Here is a 17,618-nt window from a genome sequence, read left to right on the forward strand (position 1 = left end):
GTTACAGACCGGTAACACCCTAGTCAAGAGGTGACGACGGTTTTTTTGGAAACGACGAAAGGAGATCATCATGACTGACGGCGTCGCGGAGCGTTCCCGCCCCCGGGATCGAATCCTGGAGACGGCGCAGGACATGTTCCACAAGCACGGCATCAAGGGCGTGGGCGTCGACGCCATTACCGAGGCTGCCGGCACCAACAAGATGACGCTTTACCGTCACTTCGAGTCCAAGGACGAATTGATCATCGAATGCCTTCGCGCCACGGCGGCGAAGGCTTCAAGGATTTGGGACGAGTTCGAGGCCAAGCACCCCGGTGACAAGCTCGCCCAGTTACATGCCTGGGTGCAAAAGGCGTCGGAGCTGCTCAGCGCCGACAGCCGCGGCTGCGACATGGCCAATGCCGCCGTCGAGCTTACCGAGACCGATCACCCGGCGAGGCGCGTCATCAAGGAACTGAAGGAAGCCCAGCGCGAAAAGCTCGTTGCGCTTTGCCGCGACGCCGGCATCGGCCAGGCCGAGCTTCTGGCCGACACGCTGTCGCTGCTGCTCGAAGGCGCGCGCGTTTCGATGCAGAGCGTCGGCGCCGAGGGCCCGAGCGCCCAATTCGTGCGCATGGCCGAAAGCCTGATCGCCTCGTTCCGGGCGCGCTGATCGGGACTCCCCCTCATCCGGCCCTTCGGGCCACCTTCTCCCCCGAGGGGAGAAGAGGTTGGCGCGTCGGCGCAGGTCCACTCCTCTCGCCTCGGGGAGAGGTCGGATTGCCCCGAATTGCCATTCGCAATTCGGTTGGCAATCTGGGTGAGGGGGATTCCGCGCTCTCCGTCTCATTGCGGGCAAAGAAAAAGCCCGCTGCCGGGAGGAGGAGGCAACGGGCTTCGATTTCGAACACGGCACGGGAGGAGGTGTACCGCATTCACCGTCGGCGTCTGGGAGGAGGAAGACATCCGACGGATCGACAAATACGAGCTGCCCAACGATCCGGCAATTGCGAAGCGTGCATAGCTGCTGTGCAGAATTGCGGCATCAATCGTCAGACAAATCCGCGAACACCCGCCGGCCAGCTACTGCACCGGCACATTTTCCTTGAAGATCAGCCGCGGTTCGATGAATTTCTTGGTCAGATAGGGCGCCGACGAGGCGATCGAGCCGAGCAGGCGTATCACGGACTGCTCGGCGACAAGTCGCGCATTCTGGTCGATGACGACGTCGGTGAGATCGTCGACGAGATAGCGGCGTGTTTCCTTCGTTAGGTCGTGGCAGATGAAGACCGGCTTCCTGCGCGGCTTGGCTTCCAGCAACGCCTTGGCCACGCCCGAGCGTCCGGCGCCGACGCAGTAGATGCCGAGCAGATCTGGTTCGTCGTGCAGCGCCTTGATGGTCGCGCGGTAGCTGGCGTCCGGCTCGTCGTTGATCTCGACGGCGCTGGACACGGTGAGGTTGGGGAACTCTTCGCTCAGCACCGAGCGAAAACCCATCTCGCGCTCCTCGTGGCCGCGATAGGAGCGCGAGCCGACCACCATCGCCAGATGTCCGGTGCGGCCGCCGAGGAAGCGGCCCATCAGCAGCGCCGCGGTGCGGCCCGCCACCCGGTTGTCGATGCCGACATAGGCCGAGCGGGGCGCGGCCGGCACGTCGGAAATCAGCGTAACCAGCCTGATCCCGGCATCGACCAGCTCGCGCAGGATGTTACGCGTGCGCGGGTGGTCGACGGCGATCACGCCGACGCCATTGGCCTTGAGCGAAAGATTCTCCACCGCGCCCTGAAGTGCGCCGGGCGAGATGCCGGCAAGGTTATGGATGCGGCAGGATGCGACCAGCGGCAGGCGCGCCGCATAATCCTCGATGTGGTGGGCAAGGTCGGCCATGAAGGCATTGGAGCCGATCGGCAGGAAGAATTCGAGATGTGCCGGCTTCGACGGCAGCACCACCTGGTCGAGCGTCGGCAGATAGCCGAGCTGCTTGGCCGCTTCCATCACGCGCTGCCGGTTGGCGGCACTTGCGCCGGGACGATTGTTGAGCACCCGGTCGACGGTCGCGGTCGACAGGCCGCAGCTTCTGGCGATGTCGGCTACGGTGGCTTTCATAGGTCCAGTCATAGGGGCTGATGCAATCCTGTGCCAGCGAAAGGCGTGAAGCGGCTGCCGATGCGGCCTGCCGGTCAGTCAGCCATGTGCTTCCGGGCCGTCGGAAATCGCGTCGTGGATTTCCTTGTCCGACATGCCGGTGATGACGCGCTCGACCTCGGCCACCGTCGTCTTCTTCGGGTCGATGTCGTCGGCCACCACCTTGCCTCGGCGCATCACCACGATTCGGTCGACCACTTGGAAAACGTGGTGGATGTTATGCGCGATGAAGATGCAGGAATGGCCGGAATCGCGGGCGCTGCGCACGAAGCTCAAGACTCCTTGCGTCTCGGCGACGCCGAGATTGTTGGTCGGCTCGTCGAGGATGATGAGGTCGCTGTCGAAATGCATGGCGCGGGCGATCGCCACAGCCTGCCGCTCGCCGCCCGACAGCGAGCCGATCGGCGTCGTCGGCGGGATGTTCTTGGTGATGCCGACTTGCTTGAGAAGATCGCGTGCCACCGCGTTCATCGCCTCCTGATCCATGCGGTTGAGGAAGCGCGGCGGCTTGATCGGCTCGCGCCCTAGGAACAGGTTGCGGGCGATCGACAGCTGCGTGACGAGGGCCGAATCCTGGTAGATCGTCTCGATGCCATGCGCGATGGCGTCGCTGGTCGAGCGCAGCGTGACCTTCTTGCCGCGGATGAAGATGTCGCCGCTGGTCAGCGGCACGGCGCCCGACAGCACCTTGATCAGCGTCGACTTGCCGGCGCCGTTGTCGCCGAGCAGGCCGACGATCTCCTTTTCATTGACGTGGAAATTGGCGTCCACCAGCGCCTGCACGCGCCCATAGGACTTGCGGATGTTTGTCATGCGGATGAGCGGTTCGGCCATGGTTCACGTTCCTGCTTGGTGCCGGCGTTCGAGCCATGAATGCAGCGCCATCATGCCGAGGATGATCGCGCCGATGAAGATGTTGTAGGCGAGCCCCGGCACGCCGATCAACACAATGCCATTACGCATCACGCGCAGGATCAGGATGCCGAGCACCGTGCCGACGATGGTGCCGCGCCCTCCGGTCAGCGCCGTGCCGCCGATCACCACCATGGCGATGACCTCTAGCTCGTAGCCCGTGCCGCTGTTGGGGTTGGCCGCGGAGGTGCGCAGCGACGAGATCACGCCGGCGAGCGAGGCCATCACTGCCGAGAGGATGAACAGGCCGACCTTGACCCGGTTGACGTTGACGCCGCGCGCCCGGGCCGCGTTCGGATTGCCGCCGGCCGCCTGGATCCAGTTGCCGGTTCGGCTCTGCGTCAGCACATAGCCCAGCACGATCGCGGCGCCGATGAACCAGAACAGCGAGGCATAGATGCGGAACGGGCCGACATAGAAGTCGCCGACCAGGATGTTCGCCAGCCAGCTGCCTTCCGCGCTCCAGGTCCGCTGCGGGAAGCCGTCGGTGATGAACAATGCCGTGCCGCGCACGACCAGCAGCATGCCGAGCGTGACGAGAAAGGACGGGATCTTGAGCTGGGTGACGAACCAGCCGTTCACCAGCCCGATCAGCGCAGCGACGATCAGCGCGATCACCAGGCCAACTTCCAGCGAAGTGACGCCGCTGTTGAAAAGCGTCCACATCAGCACCGGCGAGAAGCCGAACAGCGAGCCGACCGAGAGGTCGAATTCTCCGGATGTCATGAGCAGCGTCATTGCAAGCGCGATCAGGCCGAGCTCGACGGTGAAGGCCAGGATGTTGGAGATGTTCTGCGGCGACAGGAAGTCGGGATTGATGCCCCAGAAGACGACGAGCTCGACGATAAGCAGCACCAGCGGACCGAATTCCGGGCGCGCGATGAAGCTTTGAATGAAGGAACGGTTTTCCATTGAGCCCGCGGCGTGAATGATTGGCTGAAGCCCACCCCGATCAGACAGGGCTCGACGGTACAGGATTGCGGTCGCGGCCCGAAAGCCGCGACCGCAAATGTCAGGGATTATTTGCCGGACAGGATCTTGTCGTAGACGCCGGCGGTGTCCTTTTCATAGAGCGCGCCGGTGATGACGTTGAAGCCCGGGGGAATGCCGCTGGCGGCCATGTTGGCCAGCGAAAGCGCCACATAGCTGGTCGCTTGCGGGTCCTGCCACTGCGCGGCGTTGACATAGCCGTTCAGCACTTCCTGCGTGGTGTCGAGGGAGTTGCCCCAGCCGACCACCGGGATCTCGCCCGGCTTGACGCCGACCTGGTCGAACACGCGCTTAATCGAGCCGGTGACGAGGTCGCCGAGGCCGATGATGGCCTTCACCTTGCCCTTGTGGGCGGTGAGATAGTCGACCATGCGGTTGATCACTTCGGCCTGGTCGAGCGTCGCTTCGGTCACCTCATATGTAATGCCGGCCGGCCCGAACACGCTTTTGATGCCTTCCTCTTCCTGCACGCCATAGGTGGCGCCCGGAACCTCGACGGGCATCCAGACGAAGTCGCCCTTCTTCACCAGGCCCTTGTCGACCAGGTATTGCGCCCAGTGCTTGCCGAAGGTGACGTTGTCGCCACCGACATAGGCGTTGAAGTTGGCCTTCGGATCCGGCGTGTTGAAGTTGATGATCGGGATGTTGGCCGCGCGCGCTTCCTTGGCGAGCTCGACAAGGCTGCCGGGATCGGGGCTGGTGGTGACGATGCCGTCGGCCTTGGCCGAGATGGCGGCGCGGATCGCCTCCTGCTGCGAGGCTACGTCGCCATTGTGGAAAGACGTGTTGACTTTGTTGCCGGTGTCGCTCGCCCATTGCTTGGCGCCGGCAAGGAAGTAGGTCCAGACTGGATCGGCCGGGCCGCCATGCGAAATCCAGTAGAACGTCTTGGCCTCGGCCATCGCCGGAATGGCGAGCATGGCGATCAAGCCAAGCACGAGCAGTCTTAGCCGCGAAAGCATTCGATTTCCTCCCATGTTGAAACTCTCCTCCTGGATCAGCGCGACGCGGCCTGGACCGCATCTCCTGCCGGCACCGACCGGAACGTCTAGAGCATTCTCTTTTTCCGGTGCTGGCAAGCCTCCATCGCCAATGGATGTTGGCACAGCCGCGCGCGCCATCAGCAATCCCATCAGATTGCATCAGCTGCGATGATTTTCAGGGGCAAGCGACGCCATCGGCCCATCCGCCGCGCGCGGACTGGCCTCCAGGGCAACGGCCTTTGGCGCGGCGTCAGATAAGGCCCGCCTTGGCCAGGTCGCGCATCAGATGGCTGGCGCCGTAGGTCCAGTGCGGACAATCGGGCGACAAGCGCACCCGGTTGGTGAGCGCGCCGAGTCTTTCCGACGAGATGGTGACGATGTCGCCGACCTTGTGGGTAAAGCCCTTGCCCTTCTCGCCGCGATCCTTCGAGGGCACGAACATGGTGCCGAGATAGAGCGCCAGCCCGTCGGGATACTGGTGATGGGGGCCCATCGCCGCCTTGACTAGTTCCTCTGGCGAGCGGCTGATTTCGGCCATCGAGCTCGCGCCCTCCAGCGAGAAGCCGTCCTCGCCCTCGACCCTAAGCCGCACCGTGGCGCGCTTCACGTCGGCGATGGAGAAGGTTTCGTCGAAGAGGCGGATGAACGGCCCGAGCGAGGCGGAAGCATTGTTGTCCTTGGCCTTGCCGAGCAGCAGCGCCGAGCGTCCTTCGACGTCGCGCAGATTGACGTCGTTGCCGAGCGTGGCGCCGACAATGCGGCCCGAACTGTCGGCGATCATGGCGATCTCCGGCTCCGGATTGTTCCAGGTGGAGACAGGATGCAGCCCGACATCGGCGCCGAAGCCGACGGAAGCCATCGGCTGGCATTTGGTGAAGATCTCGGCGTCCGGACCGATGCCCACTTCGAGATATTGCGACCAGGCGCCGCGCGAAATCAGCTTGGCCTTGATCTCCATCGCTTCCGGCGAGCCGGGCTTGAGCTTCGACAAATCGTGGCCGATCAGGCCGGCTATGTCGGCGCGGATGGCGTCGGCCTTTTCCGCCGAGCCGCGCGCCTGCTCCTCGATGACGCGCTCGAGCAGGCTGACGACGAAGGTGACGCCCGAGGCCTTCACCGCCTGCAGGTCGACGGGCGACAGCAGGATGGGTCTCGCGGCGTCGCGTTCGGCCTCGAAGCTGTTCGCGGCGATGTCGGAGAGTGAACCGATCGCCTTGCCCTTGGCCGAGCGCAGATAATCAGCCGGATCCTTCAACTCGCAAAGATCGCGCACCGTAGGCGCCGCGCTCGAGGTGATGTCGATCACCTCACCGTCCCGCGCCGTCACCACCAACGGATGGGAAGCCGCGTTGGTTTTGGCGCGGCCGACGAAAAGTCCATCGGCGGGCAGGCGGGTCGGATCGGTCATGGCATCATTCCTCTCAATTTTTCGCGCGCGGCACTTTTCCCCGATTTCGCGGAAACGTCTATCCCGCCAGCCACAACATTTAGACCATGGATGTGCTGTCACACAGCCACCGCCGAACTGGCCCATCGAAGCGCTCTTTCAAATCCATGAAATCGGCAATAGGATTTTCACGAAGCTCCAGCGCGTAGGTGATCCTCTTGGTCGCAGCCTTTTCCGATCCGATCTGGCGAAAGCCCCAGGCGGCGCCGGCGTTTCGGTCCGAGCTGCCATCCGGCGGCACGCTGGACGCGGTCATCATCGGCGGCGGCATCATGGGGCTGTCGACCGCGCTGCATGCGGCGCGCGCGGGCCTTTCCGTTCAGGTGCTGGATGCCGGCGCGATCGGGCAGGGCGCTTCCGGTCTCAATGGCGGCCAGGTCATTCCCGGCCTCAAATATGACCCGGACTGGCTGATCGAACATTTCGGCAAGGAACGCGGCGAGGCCTTGGTCGAGTTCGCCGCCTCGACGGCCGATGCGGTGTTCGACGTTATCCGCGACGAGAAGCTGGCTGTGCCGTTCACACGCAATGGCTGGATCCAGGCCGCGCACACCGAGACCGCTTTGACCGCGGCTGCGAACCGGGATCGCCAATGGCGCTCGCGCGGCGCCGACGTCGAGCTGCTCGACCAGGCCGGGATCGCGGCGATGACCGGCGCCAAAGGCTATTTCGGCGGCTGGCTCGACCGCCGCGCCGGCGTCATCGATCCGCTGTCCTATACGCTCGAGCTGGCCCGTGTCGGCTTGGCCGCCGGCGCCCGAATTACAGAGCAGCAGCGGGTTGTGAAACTCAGCAAGGATGCCGACGTCTGGCGGATCTCGACACAGGGCGGTGCCGAACTGCGCGCCAGGTCGGTCGTGCTTGCCACCAACGCCTACACGGATGGATTGTTGCCCGGCCTCGCGCAGACGATCGTGCCGCTGCATTCCTTCCAGATCGCCACCGCACCACTTCCGGCCGAGCTGGCCGCAGGCATCCTGCCGGGCGGCCAGGCCGTTTCCGATTCCCGTCGCATCCTCGTCTATTATCGCCGGAGTCCAGATGGCCGCATGGTGCTGGGCGGCCGCGGCGGCATGGCGCTGCCTTCAAGCGCGGCCGACTGGGCGCATTGCGAACGCGCGCTCATCCGCCTCTATCCGGCACTCGCCGGCATCGCCATCGAAAAGCGCTGGTTCGGCCGCGTGGCGCTGACGCCGGACCACCTGCCGCATCTGCATGAGCCGGAAAAGGGCCTGCTGGCCGTTGTTGGCTGCCAAGGCAGGGGCGTCGGTCTGATGAGCGCGCTTGGCAAGCGCATGGCGAGCTATCTTGCGAGCGGCGACGCCAGGCAACTGCCGTTCCCACTGTCACCTATCAAGCCGATCCCATTTCACGCTTTCCGCCAGGTCGGCGTCGCCGCGGCAATCACCTGGTACCGCGTGCTCGACGCATTCGAGCGCTGATTTGGAGCGTGCGCTGCACAAGCGATTCAGCTTGACAGTTTCATGAATATGAAAAACCATTGGTCGATTTCAAAAAATCCGATGGGCAGCCCCAAATAGGCAACAAAATGTCGACCATCGTTGCAGCGCGGCCACCGCCGGAAACCCGCATCTCGCCGGTCTTCCGCTTCGCCATGCTGCTGCCGGGCGGGCTGGTCACCTTCTTCCTGATCCTGTTCGCGCTCGGTCTGGTGGTGTTCCTCGCTTTCAGGGGCAATGACGGCTCGCTGCTCGGCGTCGGCCTGACGGCGGAGAATTTCCTCACCGTAGCCACCGACCCGCTCTACTGGACGGTGACGCTGCGCTCGCTGGTCATTGCCGGCCTGGTGACGCTCGCCACCGTCGTCACCGCCTATCCGGTCGCCTATTACCTTGCCTTTCACGCCGGCCGCCGCCGCAACCTTTTGCTCTTCCTGGTCACGCTGCCGTTCTGGACCAGCTATCTCCTGCGCGTCTTCGCCTGGAAGATCGTGCTTGCCTATAATGGCGTGCTGAATTCCGCCTTCATCGAGACCGGCCTCTGGTCGCAGCCGACGCTCGCCTTCTTGAACACGCCGGCAGCTGTCGTCGTCACGCTCGCCCACGCTTACGCGCCCTTCGCCATCCTGCCGATCTATGTGGCGCTGGACACGATCCCGAAATCGCTGCTCGAAGCCGCCTCCGATCTCGGCGCGCGGCCCTTCACCAGCTTCCGCCGGGTCGTGCTGCCGAATTCAATGCCGGGCGTTCTGGCCGCGGCGCTCGTCGTCTTCGTGCCGACGGTCGGTGATTATGTCACGCCGGCCATGGTCGGCGGCCCGGCCAGTACCATGATCGGCACGCTGATCCAGTCGCAGTTCGGCAAGGCCAACGACTGGCCGTTCGGCGCCGCGCTGTCCGTTTGTGTCATGCTCGTGATCCTCTGCGTGGTGCTCGTCGCGCGCGGTGCCGACCGCAGATTCGGCAGCCGCACATGAGCGCCCGGGCAGACACCAACAGCGACGGCCGCTGGCTCGGCCTCTATGTGCTTGCCTATCTCGTGTTCCTCTACCTGCCGGTGCTTTTGATCCCGCTGTTTTCCTTCAACAACTCCATCCAGGCGGCGTTTCCGCTGCAGGGCTTCACGCTTGAATGGTACCGGACGCTCTACGGCAATCCGGCGCTGTCCGGCGCCCTGGCCAACAGCTTGGTCATCGGCGTCATCGCGGCCTCCGGGGCGACGCTCTGCGGCATCACCGTCTCCTATATGGACCTCTATGGCCGCTCGCCGCTCGCCGCCACGATCAGCGCCATCGCCCGGCTGCCGATCCTGATCCCCGGCGTCATCGTCGGCATATCGCTGTTGATCCTGGTCAATCTCATCGGCCTCGGCCCGTCGCGCGTTTCGATCGTGCTTGGTCATATCCTCGTCGCGCTGCCGACGACGGTGGTGGTGATGCGCAGCCGCTTCGCCGCGGTTCCGAAAACCATTCGCGAGGCGGCGCTCGACCTGGGTGCCTCCGACTGGACGACGTTCCGGCGCGTCATGCTGCCGCTGAGTGCGCCGGCCGTGCTCTCGGCCTTCATGCTCTCCTTCCTGATTTCCTTCGACGAGTTCATCGTCGTCTTCTTCCTCGCCGGCACCGAGCCGACGCTGCCGCTCTACATCTGGAGCCAGCTGCGCTTCCCGCGCTCGCTGCCGACCGTGATGGCGCTGGGAACGGTGATCCTCACCGTGTCCTTCATCATCGCCGGAGCCGCCGAAATCCTTCGCCATCGCGGCCTTGGCGCGCCCGCCGCAATCCAGCCTGAAGCACAACAAAGAAGAGGAGAACGAGAATGACATTCCACCTGAAATCGATCACCGCACACAACGCCCGGGCGGGACTTGCCGCGCTGGCGTTCGCACTGTCATCGACGGTCGCTCTTGCCGCCGACAAGCTGCAATATTTCACCTGGTCGGGCTATGAGCTGCCCGACTTCAACAAGAGCTTCCTTGCCGCGCATCCGGACGGCGTCGAGGCGACGATCTTCGGCGACGATGACGACGCCTTCACCAAGGTCAAGGCCGGCTTCCGGCCCGACATCGCGCATCCCTGCTACGACAAGGTGGCGCGCTGGAACAAGGAAGGCCTGCTGCAGCCGATCGACACCAAGCGCATCAAGAACTGGGATTCGATCTTCCCGGTGTTCAAGAACCTGCCCGACCTGCAGGCCGGCGACGGCAAGGTCTGGATGGTGCCCTGGGACTGGGGCAACACCTCGATCCTCTACCGCACCGATCTGGTGAAGAACCCCGAGGCGAGCTGGAACCTCCTATGGGACAAGCAATATGCTGGCCGCATGGCGACCATCGACGCCGTGCACGATACGCCGATCGTCGCCGCCCTTCTGGCCGGCGTGAACCCCTTCGACATGACGCCGGACCAGATGGACAAGATGGCAGCAAAACTGCGCGAGCAGCGGCCGCTTTTGTCGAGCTACACCACCGACATGACCTCGGTCGAGCAGGCGCTGGCGAGCGGCCAGCTGGTCGCCGCCATGACGTGGAACGCGTCGGCAACTTCGCTGAAGAAGCAGGGCGTGCCGGTCGAGTTCATGAAGCCGAAGGAGGGCATGCTGACCTGGGCCTGCGGCTTCGTCATGCTCAAGGACGCCAAGAACGTCGATCTCGCCTATGACTTCATCAACAGTCGGCTCGACGCCGATTCGGGCAAGTTCCTGATCCAGTCCTACGGCTATGGCAGCTCGCTCTCGACCGCTTTCGCCGGCGTGTCGAAGGACGAACTCGACAAGCTGCAACTGCCGGCGGACCCGGACGTGATGCTGAAGAGCACCATCTTCACCGGTCCGATGAAGCAGAATGACGATGTGGCGAAGATGTTCGAGAAGGTGAAGGCGGGCGGCTGAGCGCTCTTACCTTCTCCCCTTGTGGGAGAAGGTGGATCGGCGCGCAGCGCCGAGACGGATGAGGGGTGTTGGAAGGAATGAGACGTTAGCTTCCCCTGGAGCACCCCTCATCCGTCGCCTTCGGCGACACCTTCTCCCACAAGGGGAGAAGGGGGAGCCTAGCGGCGTTGCGCCGCGCCGTGAAAAGACAACGAGGACCATTGCATGGATGCTTTCGACGAAGCGGCGACAAAGCCGAAGGACGATGCCGACATCCGCGTCGGCCGTCGCGTGCGGGCATTGCGCCTGGAGCGCAAGCTCTCGCTGGCCGACCTGGCCGCCAAGGCCGGCATCTCCATCGGCGCGCTCAGCCAGATCGAGCGCGGCATGTCCTCGCTGCGCGTCAAGGTGATCTGGCCTCTGGCGGCGGCGCTCGACATCGAGCCGTCGGCGCTGATCACGGACGGCAATGAACCGGTGAACGACCTCTATTGCGTGCGCGCCGACAAGCGTCGCGCGATTCCGGTGAAGTCGGAAGGCATCGCCAAGGCGCTGCTTTCCCCGCCGGCGGCGACGCTCACCGGCATGCTGGTCACGGTCGAGGCAGGCGGCGGCACGGCGGAAGCCTACGCCCATGCCGGCCACGAATTCGGCCTCGTCATGACCGGCGAGGTCGAGCTGGTGGTCGACGCCACGACCTATGTGCTGAAAGCCGGCGACAGCTTCGCCTTCAAGAGCACCCTGCTGCATGCCTTCCGCAATCCCGGCACCGAGCGCTGCCAGATCCTGTGGGTCAACACGACGAAACCGTCCGAGGTGCGCGATGGCGCCTGACGGGACGGAGCAATTCCAGAAAAAGTGCGAAGCGGTTTTCCGTCCGGAATTGCGGGATGCATTGGTTCGGCTGCACGGAGTCTCGAAGGTTTTTCCAGGCGGCATTGTCGGCCTCGACGCTGTCGACCTCGATATTGCCCCGGGCGAATTCCTGACGCTGCTCGGCCCCTCCGGCTGCGGCAAGACGACCAGCCTGCGCGTGATCGCCGGCTTCGAGAGCCCGACCGGCGGCAGCGTCCTGCTGGAAGGCCGCGACATCACCGGGCTGAGGCCCTTCGACCGGCCGGTCAACACCGTCTTCCAGGACTATGCGCTGTTCCCGCATATGGATGTCGCGGCCAATGTCGGCTTCGGTCTGTCGCTGCGCAAGCTGACCGGGGCCGAGCAGGCCAGGCGTGTCCGCGAGGCGCTCGACATGGTAGGGCTCGCTGACAAGCTGCGCGCCCGCGTCTCGGAATTGTCCGGCGGCCAGCGTCAGCGCGTCGCGCTTGCTCGTGCCATCGTCTGCGAGCCGCGCGTGCTGCTGCTCGACGAGCCATTGTCGGCGCTCGACGCGCATTTGCGCGAGCAGATGCAGGTCGAATTGAAGCGGCTGCAGTCGCGGCTCGGCACCACCTTCGTCATGGTCACGCACGACCAGACCGAGGCGCTGTCGATCTCCGACCGCATCGTCGTCATGAACAAGGGCCGCATCGAGCAGATCGCGCCGCCGGCCACACTCTACGACCGGCCCGCGACGCGCTTCGTCGCCTCCTTCATTGGCACGATGAACCTGTTGCAGTCGCGCTTTGTCGGCCGTGACGGCGAGCGGCTGCGCTTCGCCGCAGGCGAATTGCCGCTGGAGGCCATCTCAGACAGTGGCGAGACGCCGGCCGCCGGCGACACGCGTACCATCGGCGTGCGCCCGGAAGATCTTCTAGCCGCCGCCGACGCCGGCGAAGGCACCGTGCCGGCGCGGGTCAGCGGTGTCGTCTTCCATGGCCGCACGCTGCGCCTCCATGCCGAGCTGGGGCAGGGCACCCCGATCGTCATCGATGCTCCGCGCCGTGTCGACGGTTCTCAATTCAGCGTCGGCGACGTGGCGCATATCAGCCTGCGTCGCGGCGCCAATTGCCCTGTGCTTTCAAGCTGATTCGACCGGCGCATCACGACGCCTTGGCGAAGAACCCCTGATAGTCGGACTTGGCCTGCAGGAGGCGCAGGATGTTTTCGCGCGAGCCGCGCACATGCGCGCGGGCACGCTCGCCGGCCAAGCCGACGTCGCCGGCGCAGATCGCGTCCACGATGCCGGCATGCTCCTCGCGGGTGAGCTTCCATTCGTCCAGCCACAGAAGCTCCGTCCAGACATATTGCTGGCATTTGTCGAGGATGCCGCAGAGCATGCCGTGGAGCATCTCGTTGCCGCTGATTTCGGCGATCACCCGGTGCAGGTCGATGCCGACCTGGAGCTCCTCGAATTTTTCTCGGGTGCTGCGGTCCGGGATCGCCGCCAGCCGCTCGCATTCGGCGAGCATCTCGCGCAGCCTGGCCTTGTCGGCGGCGGTGGCCTTGGCCGCGGCCAGTTCGGTCGCACGGCCGTCGAGCAGCTCGCGGATGTCGAAGGCCTCGCGGAACATGGTGAGGTTGAACTCTGCGACCACATAGCCCTGGCGCGGACGGCCGATCACCAGACCATCGCGCTCCAGCCGGTTGAAGGCCTCGCGCACCGGCGTGCGGCTCACCTTCAGGCGCTCGGCGATCTCGTTTTCTGTCACGCGGCCGCCCGGCGGGATCTGGCCGGTGATGATCAACGCCTTGAGCTTCTCGAACACCGAGTCGCGCAGCGTATTCTTTCTCTCCTTCAAGCGTTCCGCCTCCAACATTGCGTCACGGATTCGCGAGCTTAGTTCGTTTTAGGGTCTGCTTGAACAGGAGCATTTCGGCGCAGGCGATTGCCCCTGCGGAATGGCCGTCCTCCACCGTAGCCAAAAAACGCCAAAACCCGAGTTGACATCGGCCTTCGAAAAATTACACTCAAAATTGTATACAAATTCGCATACCAAATCAACGATAATGGGAACACCGTTGGAGAAGCGAAAATGACGAAGAGACTTCGTATTCAAGGCATGGTGATCGCTGGGCTGCTGGCTTCCGTCGCCGTGCCGGCGGCGGCCGCCGACACCATCACCGTCGCCTCATGGGGCGGCACCTATCAGGAAGCGCAGACCAAGGCCTTCTTTGATCCGACGGCCAAGGAGCTTGGCATCACCATCAAGCAGGACACCACCAACGGCCTCGACGACGTGCGCCTGCAGGTCACCGGAAATGCCGTCAAATGGGACATCACGGAGCTCGGCGCCGACGAATGCGCGCGCGGCTCCAAGGAAGGCCTGTTCGAGAAGCTCGACTATAATGTCATCGACAAGAGCGGCATCAACCCCAAGCTCGTGCATGACGACTGGGTCGGCATCTCCTACACCTCCGTCGTGCTGATCTATCGCACGGACGTGTTTGGCGACAAGGGCCCCAAGACCTGGGCCGACTTCTGGGACGTGCAAAAATTCCCAGGCCGCCGCGCGCTCTCCGGCAGCCAGGCGACGGAGACGCTGAGCGTCGCCGCGCTCGCCAAGGGGATCCCGATCGACAAGGTCTATCCGGTCGACATCGACGGCGCGCTGCAATCCGTCGACAAGGTCAAGGGCCATATCGACGCCTGGTGGACTTCCGGCGCGCAGGCCATGCAACTCGTCAAGGACGGCGAGGTCGACATGGCGAGCATCTGGAACGGCCGCGCCGGCACCTTGAGGAAGGAAGGCGCGCCGGTGAGCTTCTCCTTCGACCAGGGCGTGCTGACCGCCGACTGCATGGTCGTACCGAAAGGCTCGAAGAACAAGGACATCGCCATGAAGGCGCTGGCCAAGTTCGTCAGCCCCGATCTCCAGGCCAACCTGCCGCTCTATGTCGACAACGGCCCGGCCAATGAGAAGGCGTTCGAGACCGGCAAGATCCCGCAGGACCGCATCAAGGACATCAATTCCGCGCCCGAGAACGTCAAGAAGCAGGTGCTGCAGGATCCCGCCTTCTGGCGCGACACCCTCGTCGAGGCGACCGAGAAATTCAACAACCTGATCCAGCAATAGCGATCCTATCGGAGCGGCGTCCGCGAGGCGCCGCTCCGCATCGTTCGCGAAACATGATCCGGAGTTGAAGGAGATGCTCTTGTCTCTCGCGCAGTCCGCGCTTCCCATTGGCATCAGCGGCATCGACAAGCGCTTCGGTGCTGTCTCCATCCTCAGCGATCTCAGCCTTGATGTCGCGGCGGGCGAATTCCTGACGCTGCTTGGGCCGTCCGGCTCGGGAAAGACGACGCTCTTGATGATCCTGGCCGGCTTCGTGCGGGCCAATGCCGGCTCCATCAAGGTCGGCGGCGAGGAGATCATCACCATGCCGCCGCACAAGCGCAACATCGGCATGGTGTTCCAGAACTATGCGCTGTTTCCGCATATGAACGTCTTCCACAACATCGCCTTTCCGCTGAAGCAGCGCCGCGTGTCGACGGCCGAAACGGCCGAGCGTGTCGAGAGGGCGCTGGACCTTGTGCAACTGAAAGGCCTCGGCGAGCGCCGTGTCGACCAGCTCTCCGGCGGGCAGCGCCAGCGTGTTGCCTTGGCCCGCGCCATTGTCTTCGAGCCGCGCATCGTTTTGATGGACGAGCCGCTGTCCGCGCTCGACAAGAGCCTGCGCGAGCATATGCAGATCGAGCTGCGCAACCTGCACCGCCGGCTCGGCATGACGACGGTCTACGTCACGCACGACCAGCGTGAGGCGATCACCATGTCGGACCGCGTCGCTGTCATGAATGCCGGGCGCATCGAGCAGATCGACCAGCCCGAGGCGCTCTATGCCAGGCCGAGAACGAAGTTCGTCGCCGGCTTCATCGGCGAGTCCAACTTCATTCCGGTCGAGAGCCGAAACGGCAGCGTTTGGTACGAGGACAGCAAGCTTCGTATGACGTCGGCCGCACCGACCGCCGGCCGGCATCTTATGGTGGTGCGGCCGGAGAAGCTGCGCCTGATCGCCGGCGAACCCATAGGCGACGTCAACGCGCTGCCGGCGACCGTCGGCGAAATCATCTATCAGGGCGACAGCTTCCTCTGCTACGCGACGCTCAAGGACGGCCGGCAGCTGACGTTGCGCGACTATTGCCGCCCAGACGTCCTGGCGAAACTGCCGCGGCCGGGCGAGCCGATAACGCTCGGCATCGATGCGCAGGATGTCGTGCTGGTGGCCGATCAATGAGCGTCGCGTCCGCCAGCCTCGACCATGCCGGACGGCCTGATGCAGCGCTCAATACCGACGCCTTGCGCGCCGACGCACGACGGGAAGCGCGCGGCCTGCTCGCGCTACTGTCGCCCGGGCTCGTTCTGGTCTTCGCCGTCATCATCGTCCCGATCGGCTGGCTGTTCTGGCTCTCGCTGTTCGACGAGAGCGGTGAGCTCAGCGCCGCCAATTATGCGCGCTTCTTCGAGCAGGCCTCCTACATCAAGACCTTCGTCACCACCTTCAAGGTGGCCTTCACCGTCACCGGCGCATGCGTGCTCCTCGGCTATCCACTGGCCTACATGCTGTCGCAATTGCCGCGCCGCGCCGTCTCCATCTGCCTGATCTTCGTCATCCTGCCGTTCTGGACCTCGGTGCTGGTGCGCACCTATGCCTGGCTCGTCATCCTGCAGCGCAAAGGGCTGGTCAACACCTGGCTGATGGATCTCGGCGTCATCGGCCAGCCGCTGCCGCTCGCCAACAATTTCGCCAGCGTGGTCATCGGCATGACCCACATCATGCTGCCCTTCCTGGTGCTGCCGCTCTACGCCTCGATGAGGACCATCGACGTCGACTGCCTGCGCGCCGGCATGAATCTCGGCGCCAGCCCCGCCGCCACCTTCCGGCAGATATTCTTCCCGCTGTCGCTGCCGGGGCTGGCCTCGGGTGTGGTCATCGTCTTCGTGCTCTGCCTCGGCTTCTTCGTCACGCCGGCGCTGATGGGCGGCGGCAAGGTCATCATGTGGGCGATGCGCATGGAGCAGACCACGAGCCTCTATTCCAACTGGGGCGCGGGCGCGGCGCTCGGCGTCGTGCTGCTCGCCGTCACGCTGGCGCTGCTCGGCCTCTTCCACCGGCTGCTCGGCGCCCGCGCCACCGGTGTGTGGAGTGAGCGATGAGCATGGAAAACGCCCTGCCCATCTCGCACCGGCAACGCCTGTGGCTCTATGCGCTCGGCGGGCTTGTCATGCTGTTCCTGATCGCCCCGTCGGTGATCATCGTCATCATGTCCTTCTCAGGCTCGTCGCTCTTAGAGTTCCCGCCGCAGGAATGGTCGCTGCGCTGGTATGAAAGCTATTTCGGCTCGGTCGAATGGCGCGACGCCACCATCGTCTCGGTCAAGGTGGCGGTGATGACGGCGATCGTCGCAACGCTGCTCGGCACCGCAGCGGCTTACGCCATCAACGCCCGCACGCTGCGGCTGACCGGCTTGATCAACGCGCTGCTCACGGCGTCGCTGATCATCCCGGTCATCCTGATCGGCATCGGCACCTTTTTCCTTTATGCCCGCATCGGCCTCAACAACACGCTGACCGGCCTCGTCATCGCGCATACCGTGCAGGCGCTGCCGCTGGTCGTTTTGACCGTGCTTTCGGGGCTGCGGTCCTACGACATGAACCAGGAGATGGTGGCGCGCAGCCTCGGCGCCGGCCGCTTCTCCGCCTTCTTCCAGGTGACGATGCCGCAAATAAGATTCTCCATCGTCTCGGGCGCGCTGTTTGCCTTCATCACCTCCTTCGACGAGGTGGTGGTGTCGCTGTTCATCTCGGGCGGCGAGACCACGACGCTGACGCGCCGCATGTTCAACGCGCTGCGCGACCAGATCGATCCGACCATCGCCGCCATTTCGACTTGCCTGATCGTGCTATCGATCATCTTGTTGTCCGCCGCCCAGCTTTTCGGCCGCGGACGTTGATACAG

17 protein-coding genes are annotated in these 17,618 nt (G+C 64.2%); 11 read left to right on the forward strand and 6 right to left on the reverse strand.

Annotated elements, in window-relative coordinates:
- Positions 1-70: 70 nt before the first annotated feature.
- Entirely contained in the window at positions 71-652 is a 582-nt protein-coding gene (locus tag FJW06_RS03535) for a TetR/AcrR family transcriptional regulator (RefSeq protein WP_140748020.1), read from the forward strand.
- Positions 653-1,062: 410 nt separating this feature from the next.
- Here the strand turns inward: FJW06_RS03535 and FJW06_RS03540 are convergent, their stop codons facing one another.
- The 5 genes from FJW06_RS03540 to FJW06_RS03560 form a co-directional block, all read right to left on the reverse strand.
- On the reverse strand, positions 1,063-2,085 hold the full coding sequence (locus tag FJW06_RS03540; protein ID WP_140748022.1) for a LacI family DNA-binding transcriptional regulator: 1,023 nt from the start codon (positions 2,083-2,085) through the stop codon (positions 1,063-1,065).
- A gap of 78 nt (positions 2,086-2,163) precedes the next feature.
- On the reverse strand, positions 2,164-2,958 hold the full coding sequence (locus tag FJW06_RS03545) for an ATP-binding cassette domain-containing protein (protein ID WP_140748101.1): 795 nt from the start codon (positions 2,956-2,958) through the stop codon (positions 2,164-2,166).
- 3 nt (positions 2,959-2,961) lie between these two features.
- A complete protein-coding gene (locus FJW06_RS03550) occupies positions 2,962-3,948 on the reverse strand; it encodes an ABC transporter permease (protein WP_140748104.1) in 987 nt (328 codons plus the stop codon).
- Between the two features lie 107 nt (positions 3,949-4,055).
- Positions 4,056-4,988: a substrate-binding domain-containing protein gene (locus FJW06_RS03555; RefSeq protein WP_140748107.1), complete on the reverse strand. Its 933-nt coding sequence runs from the start codon at positions 4,986-4,988 to the stop codon at positions 4,056-4,058.
- Between the two features lie 271 nt (positions 4,989-5,259).
- Entirely contained in the window at positions 5,260-6,417 is a 1,158-nt protein-coding gene (locus FJW06_RS03560; protein ID WP_140748110.1) for a fumarylacetoacetate hydrolase family protein, read from the reverse strand.
- Between the two features lie 188 nt (positions 6,418-6,605).
- Between FJW06_RS03560 and FJW06_RS03565 the strand changes: the two genes are divergently transcribed.
- The 6 genes from FJW06_RS03565 (at position 6,606) to FJW06_RS03590 (ending at position 12,750) form a co-directional block, all read left to right on the forward strand.
- Positions 6,606-7,898, forward strand: a complete 1,293-nt coding sequence (locus FJW06_RS03565) for an FAD-dependent oxidoreductase (RefSeq protein ID WP_348644020.1) — start codon at positions 6,606-6,608, stop codon at positions 7,896-7,898.
- Between the two features lie 107 nt (positions 7,899-8,005).
- Positions 8,006-8,893, forward strand: coding sequence for an ABC transporter permease (locus FJW06_RS03570; protein ID WP_140748116.1), 888 nt, complete (start codon positions 8,006-8,008; stop codon positions 8,891-8,893).
- Positions 8,890-9,738 (forward strand): ABC transporter permease, encoded by an 849-nt coding sequence (locus FJW06_RS03575; RefSeq protein ID WP_140748119.1) that lies wholly within the window; start codon positions 8,890-8,892, stop codon positions 9,736-9,738. The genes FJW06_RS03570 and FJW06_RS03575 overlap by 4 nt, the downstream gene beginning before the upstream one ends.
- On the forward strand, positions 9,735-10,805 hold the full coding sequence (locus FJW06_RS03580) for an ABC transporter substrate-binding protein (RefSeq protein ID WP_140748122.1): 1,071 nt from the start codon (positions 9,735-9,737) through the stop codon (positions 10,803-10,805). Before FJW06_RS03575 ends, FJW06_RS03580 begins: the two co-directional genes overlap by 4 nt.
- Positions 10,806-11,009: 204 nt before the next feature.
- Positions 11,010-11,618, forward strand: coding sequence for a cupin domain-containing protein (locus FJW06_RS03585; RefSeq protein WP_140748125.1), 609 nt, complete (start codon positions 11,010-11,012; stop codon positions 11,616-11,618).
- Positions 11,619-11,679: 61 nt separating this feature from the next.
- Complete coding sequence (locus tag FJW06_RS03590; protein WP_348644021.1) at positions 11,680-12,750, forward strand: ABC transporter ATP-binding protein; 1,071 nt, start codon at positions 11,680-11,682, stop codon at positions 12,748-12,750.
- Positions 12,751-12,763: 13 nt separating this feature from the next.
- Here FJW06_RS03590 and FJW06_RS03595 read toward each other — a convergent pair whose 3' ends face one another.
- On the reverse strand, positions 12,764-13,462 hold the full coding sequence (locus FJW06_RS03595; protein ID WP_246674515.1) for a GntR family transcriptional regulator: 699 nt from the start codon (positions 13,460-13,462) through the stop codon (positions 12,764-12,766).
- Positions 13,463-13,696: 234 nt separating this feature from the next.
- Between FJW06_RS03595 and FJW06_RS03600 the strand changes: the two genes are divergently transcribed.
- The 4 genes from FJW06_RS03600 (at position 13,697) to FJW06_RS03615 (ending at position 17,613) form a co-directional block, all read left to right on the forward strand.
- A complete protein-coding gene (locus FJW06_RS03600) occupies positions 13,697-14,737 on the forward strand; it encodes an ABC transporter substrate-binding protein (RefSeq protein WP_140748135.1) in 1,041 nt (346 codons plus the stop codon).
- Positions 14,738-14,816: 79 nt separating this feature from the next.
- The gene (locus FJW06_RS03605) at positions 14,817-15,896 is read left to right on the forward strand and encodes an ABC transporter ATP-binding protein (RefSeq protein ID WP_140748138.1); all 1,080 of its coding nucleotides are present in this window, start codon (positions 14,817-14,819) and stop codon (positions 15,894-15,896) included.
- Positions 15,893-16,816: an ABC transporter permease gene (locus FJW06_RS03610; protein WP_140748141.1), complete on the forward strand. Its 924-nt coding sequence runs from the start codon at positions 15,893-15,895 to the stop codon at positions 16,814-16,816. Before FJW06_RS03605 ends, FJW06_RS03610 begins: the two co-directional genes overlap by 4 nt.
- Complete coding sequence (locus FJW06_RS03615; RefSeq protein WP_140748144.1) at positions 16,813-17,613, forward strand: ABC transporter permease; 801 nt, start codon at positions 16,813-16,815, stop codon at positions 17,611-17,613. Before FJW06_RS03610 ends, FJW06_RS03615 begins: the two co-directional genes overlap by 4 nt.
- Positions 17,614-17,618 lie beyond the last annotated feature (5 nt).

The sequence above is a fragment of the Mesorhizobium sp. B4-1-3 genome (assembly GCF_006439355.1).
Lineage (GTDB): Bacteria > Pseudomonadota > Alphaproteobacteria > Rhizobiales > Rhizobiaceae > Mesorhizobium.

Excerpts from the sequence above, each read along its gene's own strand:
- FJW06_RS03545 (WP_140748101.1), bottom strand. The coding sequence starts at position 2,958 with ATGGCCGAACCGCTCATCCGCATGACAAACATCCGCAAGTCCTATGGG.
- FJW06_RS03550 (WP_140748104.1), bottom strand. The coding sequence starts at position 3,948 with ATGGAAAACCGTTCCTTCATTCAAAGCTTCATCGCGCGCCCGGAATTC.
- FJW06_RS03585 (WP_140748125.1), top strand. The coding sequence starts at position 11,010 with ATGGATGCTTTCGACGAAGCGGCGACAAAGCCGAAGGACGATGCCGAC.
- FJW06_RS03580 (WP_140748122.1), top strand. The coding sequence starts at position 9,735 with ATGACATTCCACCTGAAATCGATCACCGCACACAACGCCCGGGCGGGA.
- FJW06_RS03610 (WP_140748141.1), top strand. The coding sequence starts at position 15,893 with ATGAGCGTCGCGTCCGCCAGCCTCGACCATGCCGGACGGCCTGATGCA.
- FJW06_RS03570 (WP_140748116.1), top strand. The coding sequence starts at position 8,006 with ATGTCGACCATCGTTGCAGCGCGGCCACCGCCGGAAACCCGCATCTCG.
- FJW06_RS03535 (WP_140748020.1), top strand. The coding sequence starts at position 71 with ATGACTGACGGCGTCGCGGAGCGTTCCCGCCCCCGGGATCGAATCCTG.
- FJW06_RS03575 (WP_140748119.1), top strand. The coding sequence starts at position 8,890 with ATGAGCGCCCGGGCAGACACCAACAGCGACGGCCGCTGGCTCGGCCTC.
- FJW06_RS03555 (WP_140748107.1), bottom strand. The coding sequence starts at position 4,988 with ATGCTTTCGCGGCTAAGACTGCTCGTGCTTGGCTTGATCGCCATGCTC.
- FJW06_RS03540 (WP_140748022.1), bottom strand. The coding sequence starts at position 2,085 with ATGAAAGCCACCGTAGCCGACATCGCCAGAAGCTGCGGCCTGTCGACC.
- FJW06_RS03615 (WP_140748144.1), top strand. The coding sequence starts at position 16,813 with ATGAGCATGGAAAACGCCCTGCCCATCTCGCACCGGCAACGCCTGTGG.
- FJW06_RS03560 (WP_140748110.1), bottom strand. The coding sequence starts at position 6,417 with ATGACCGATCCGACCCGCCTGCCCGCCGATGGACTTTTCGTCGGCCGC.
- FJW06_RS03600 (WP_140748135.1), top strand. The coding sequence starts at position 13,697 with ATGACGAAGAGACTTCGTATTCAAGGCATGGTGATCGCTGGGCTGCTG.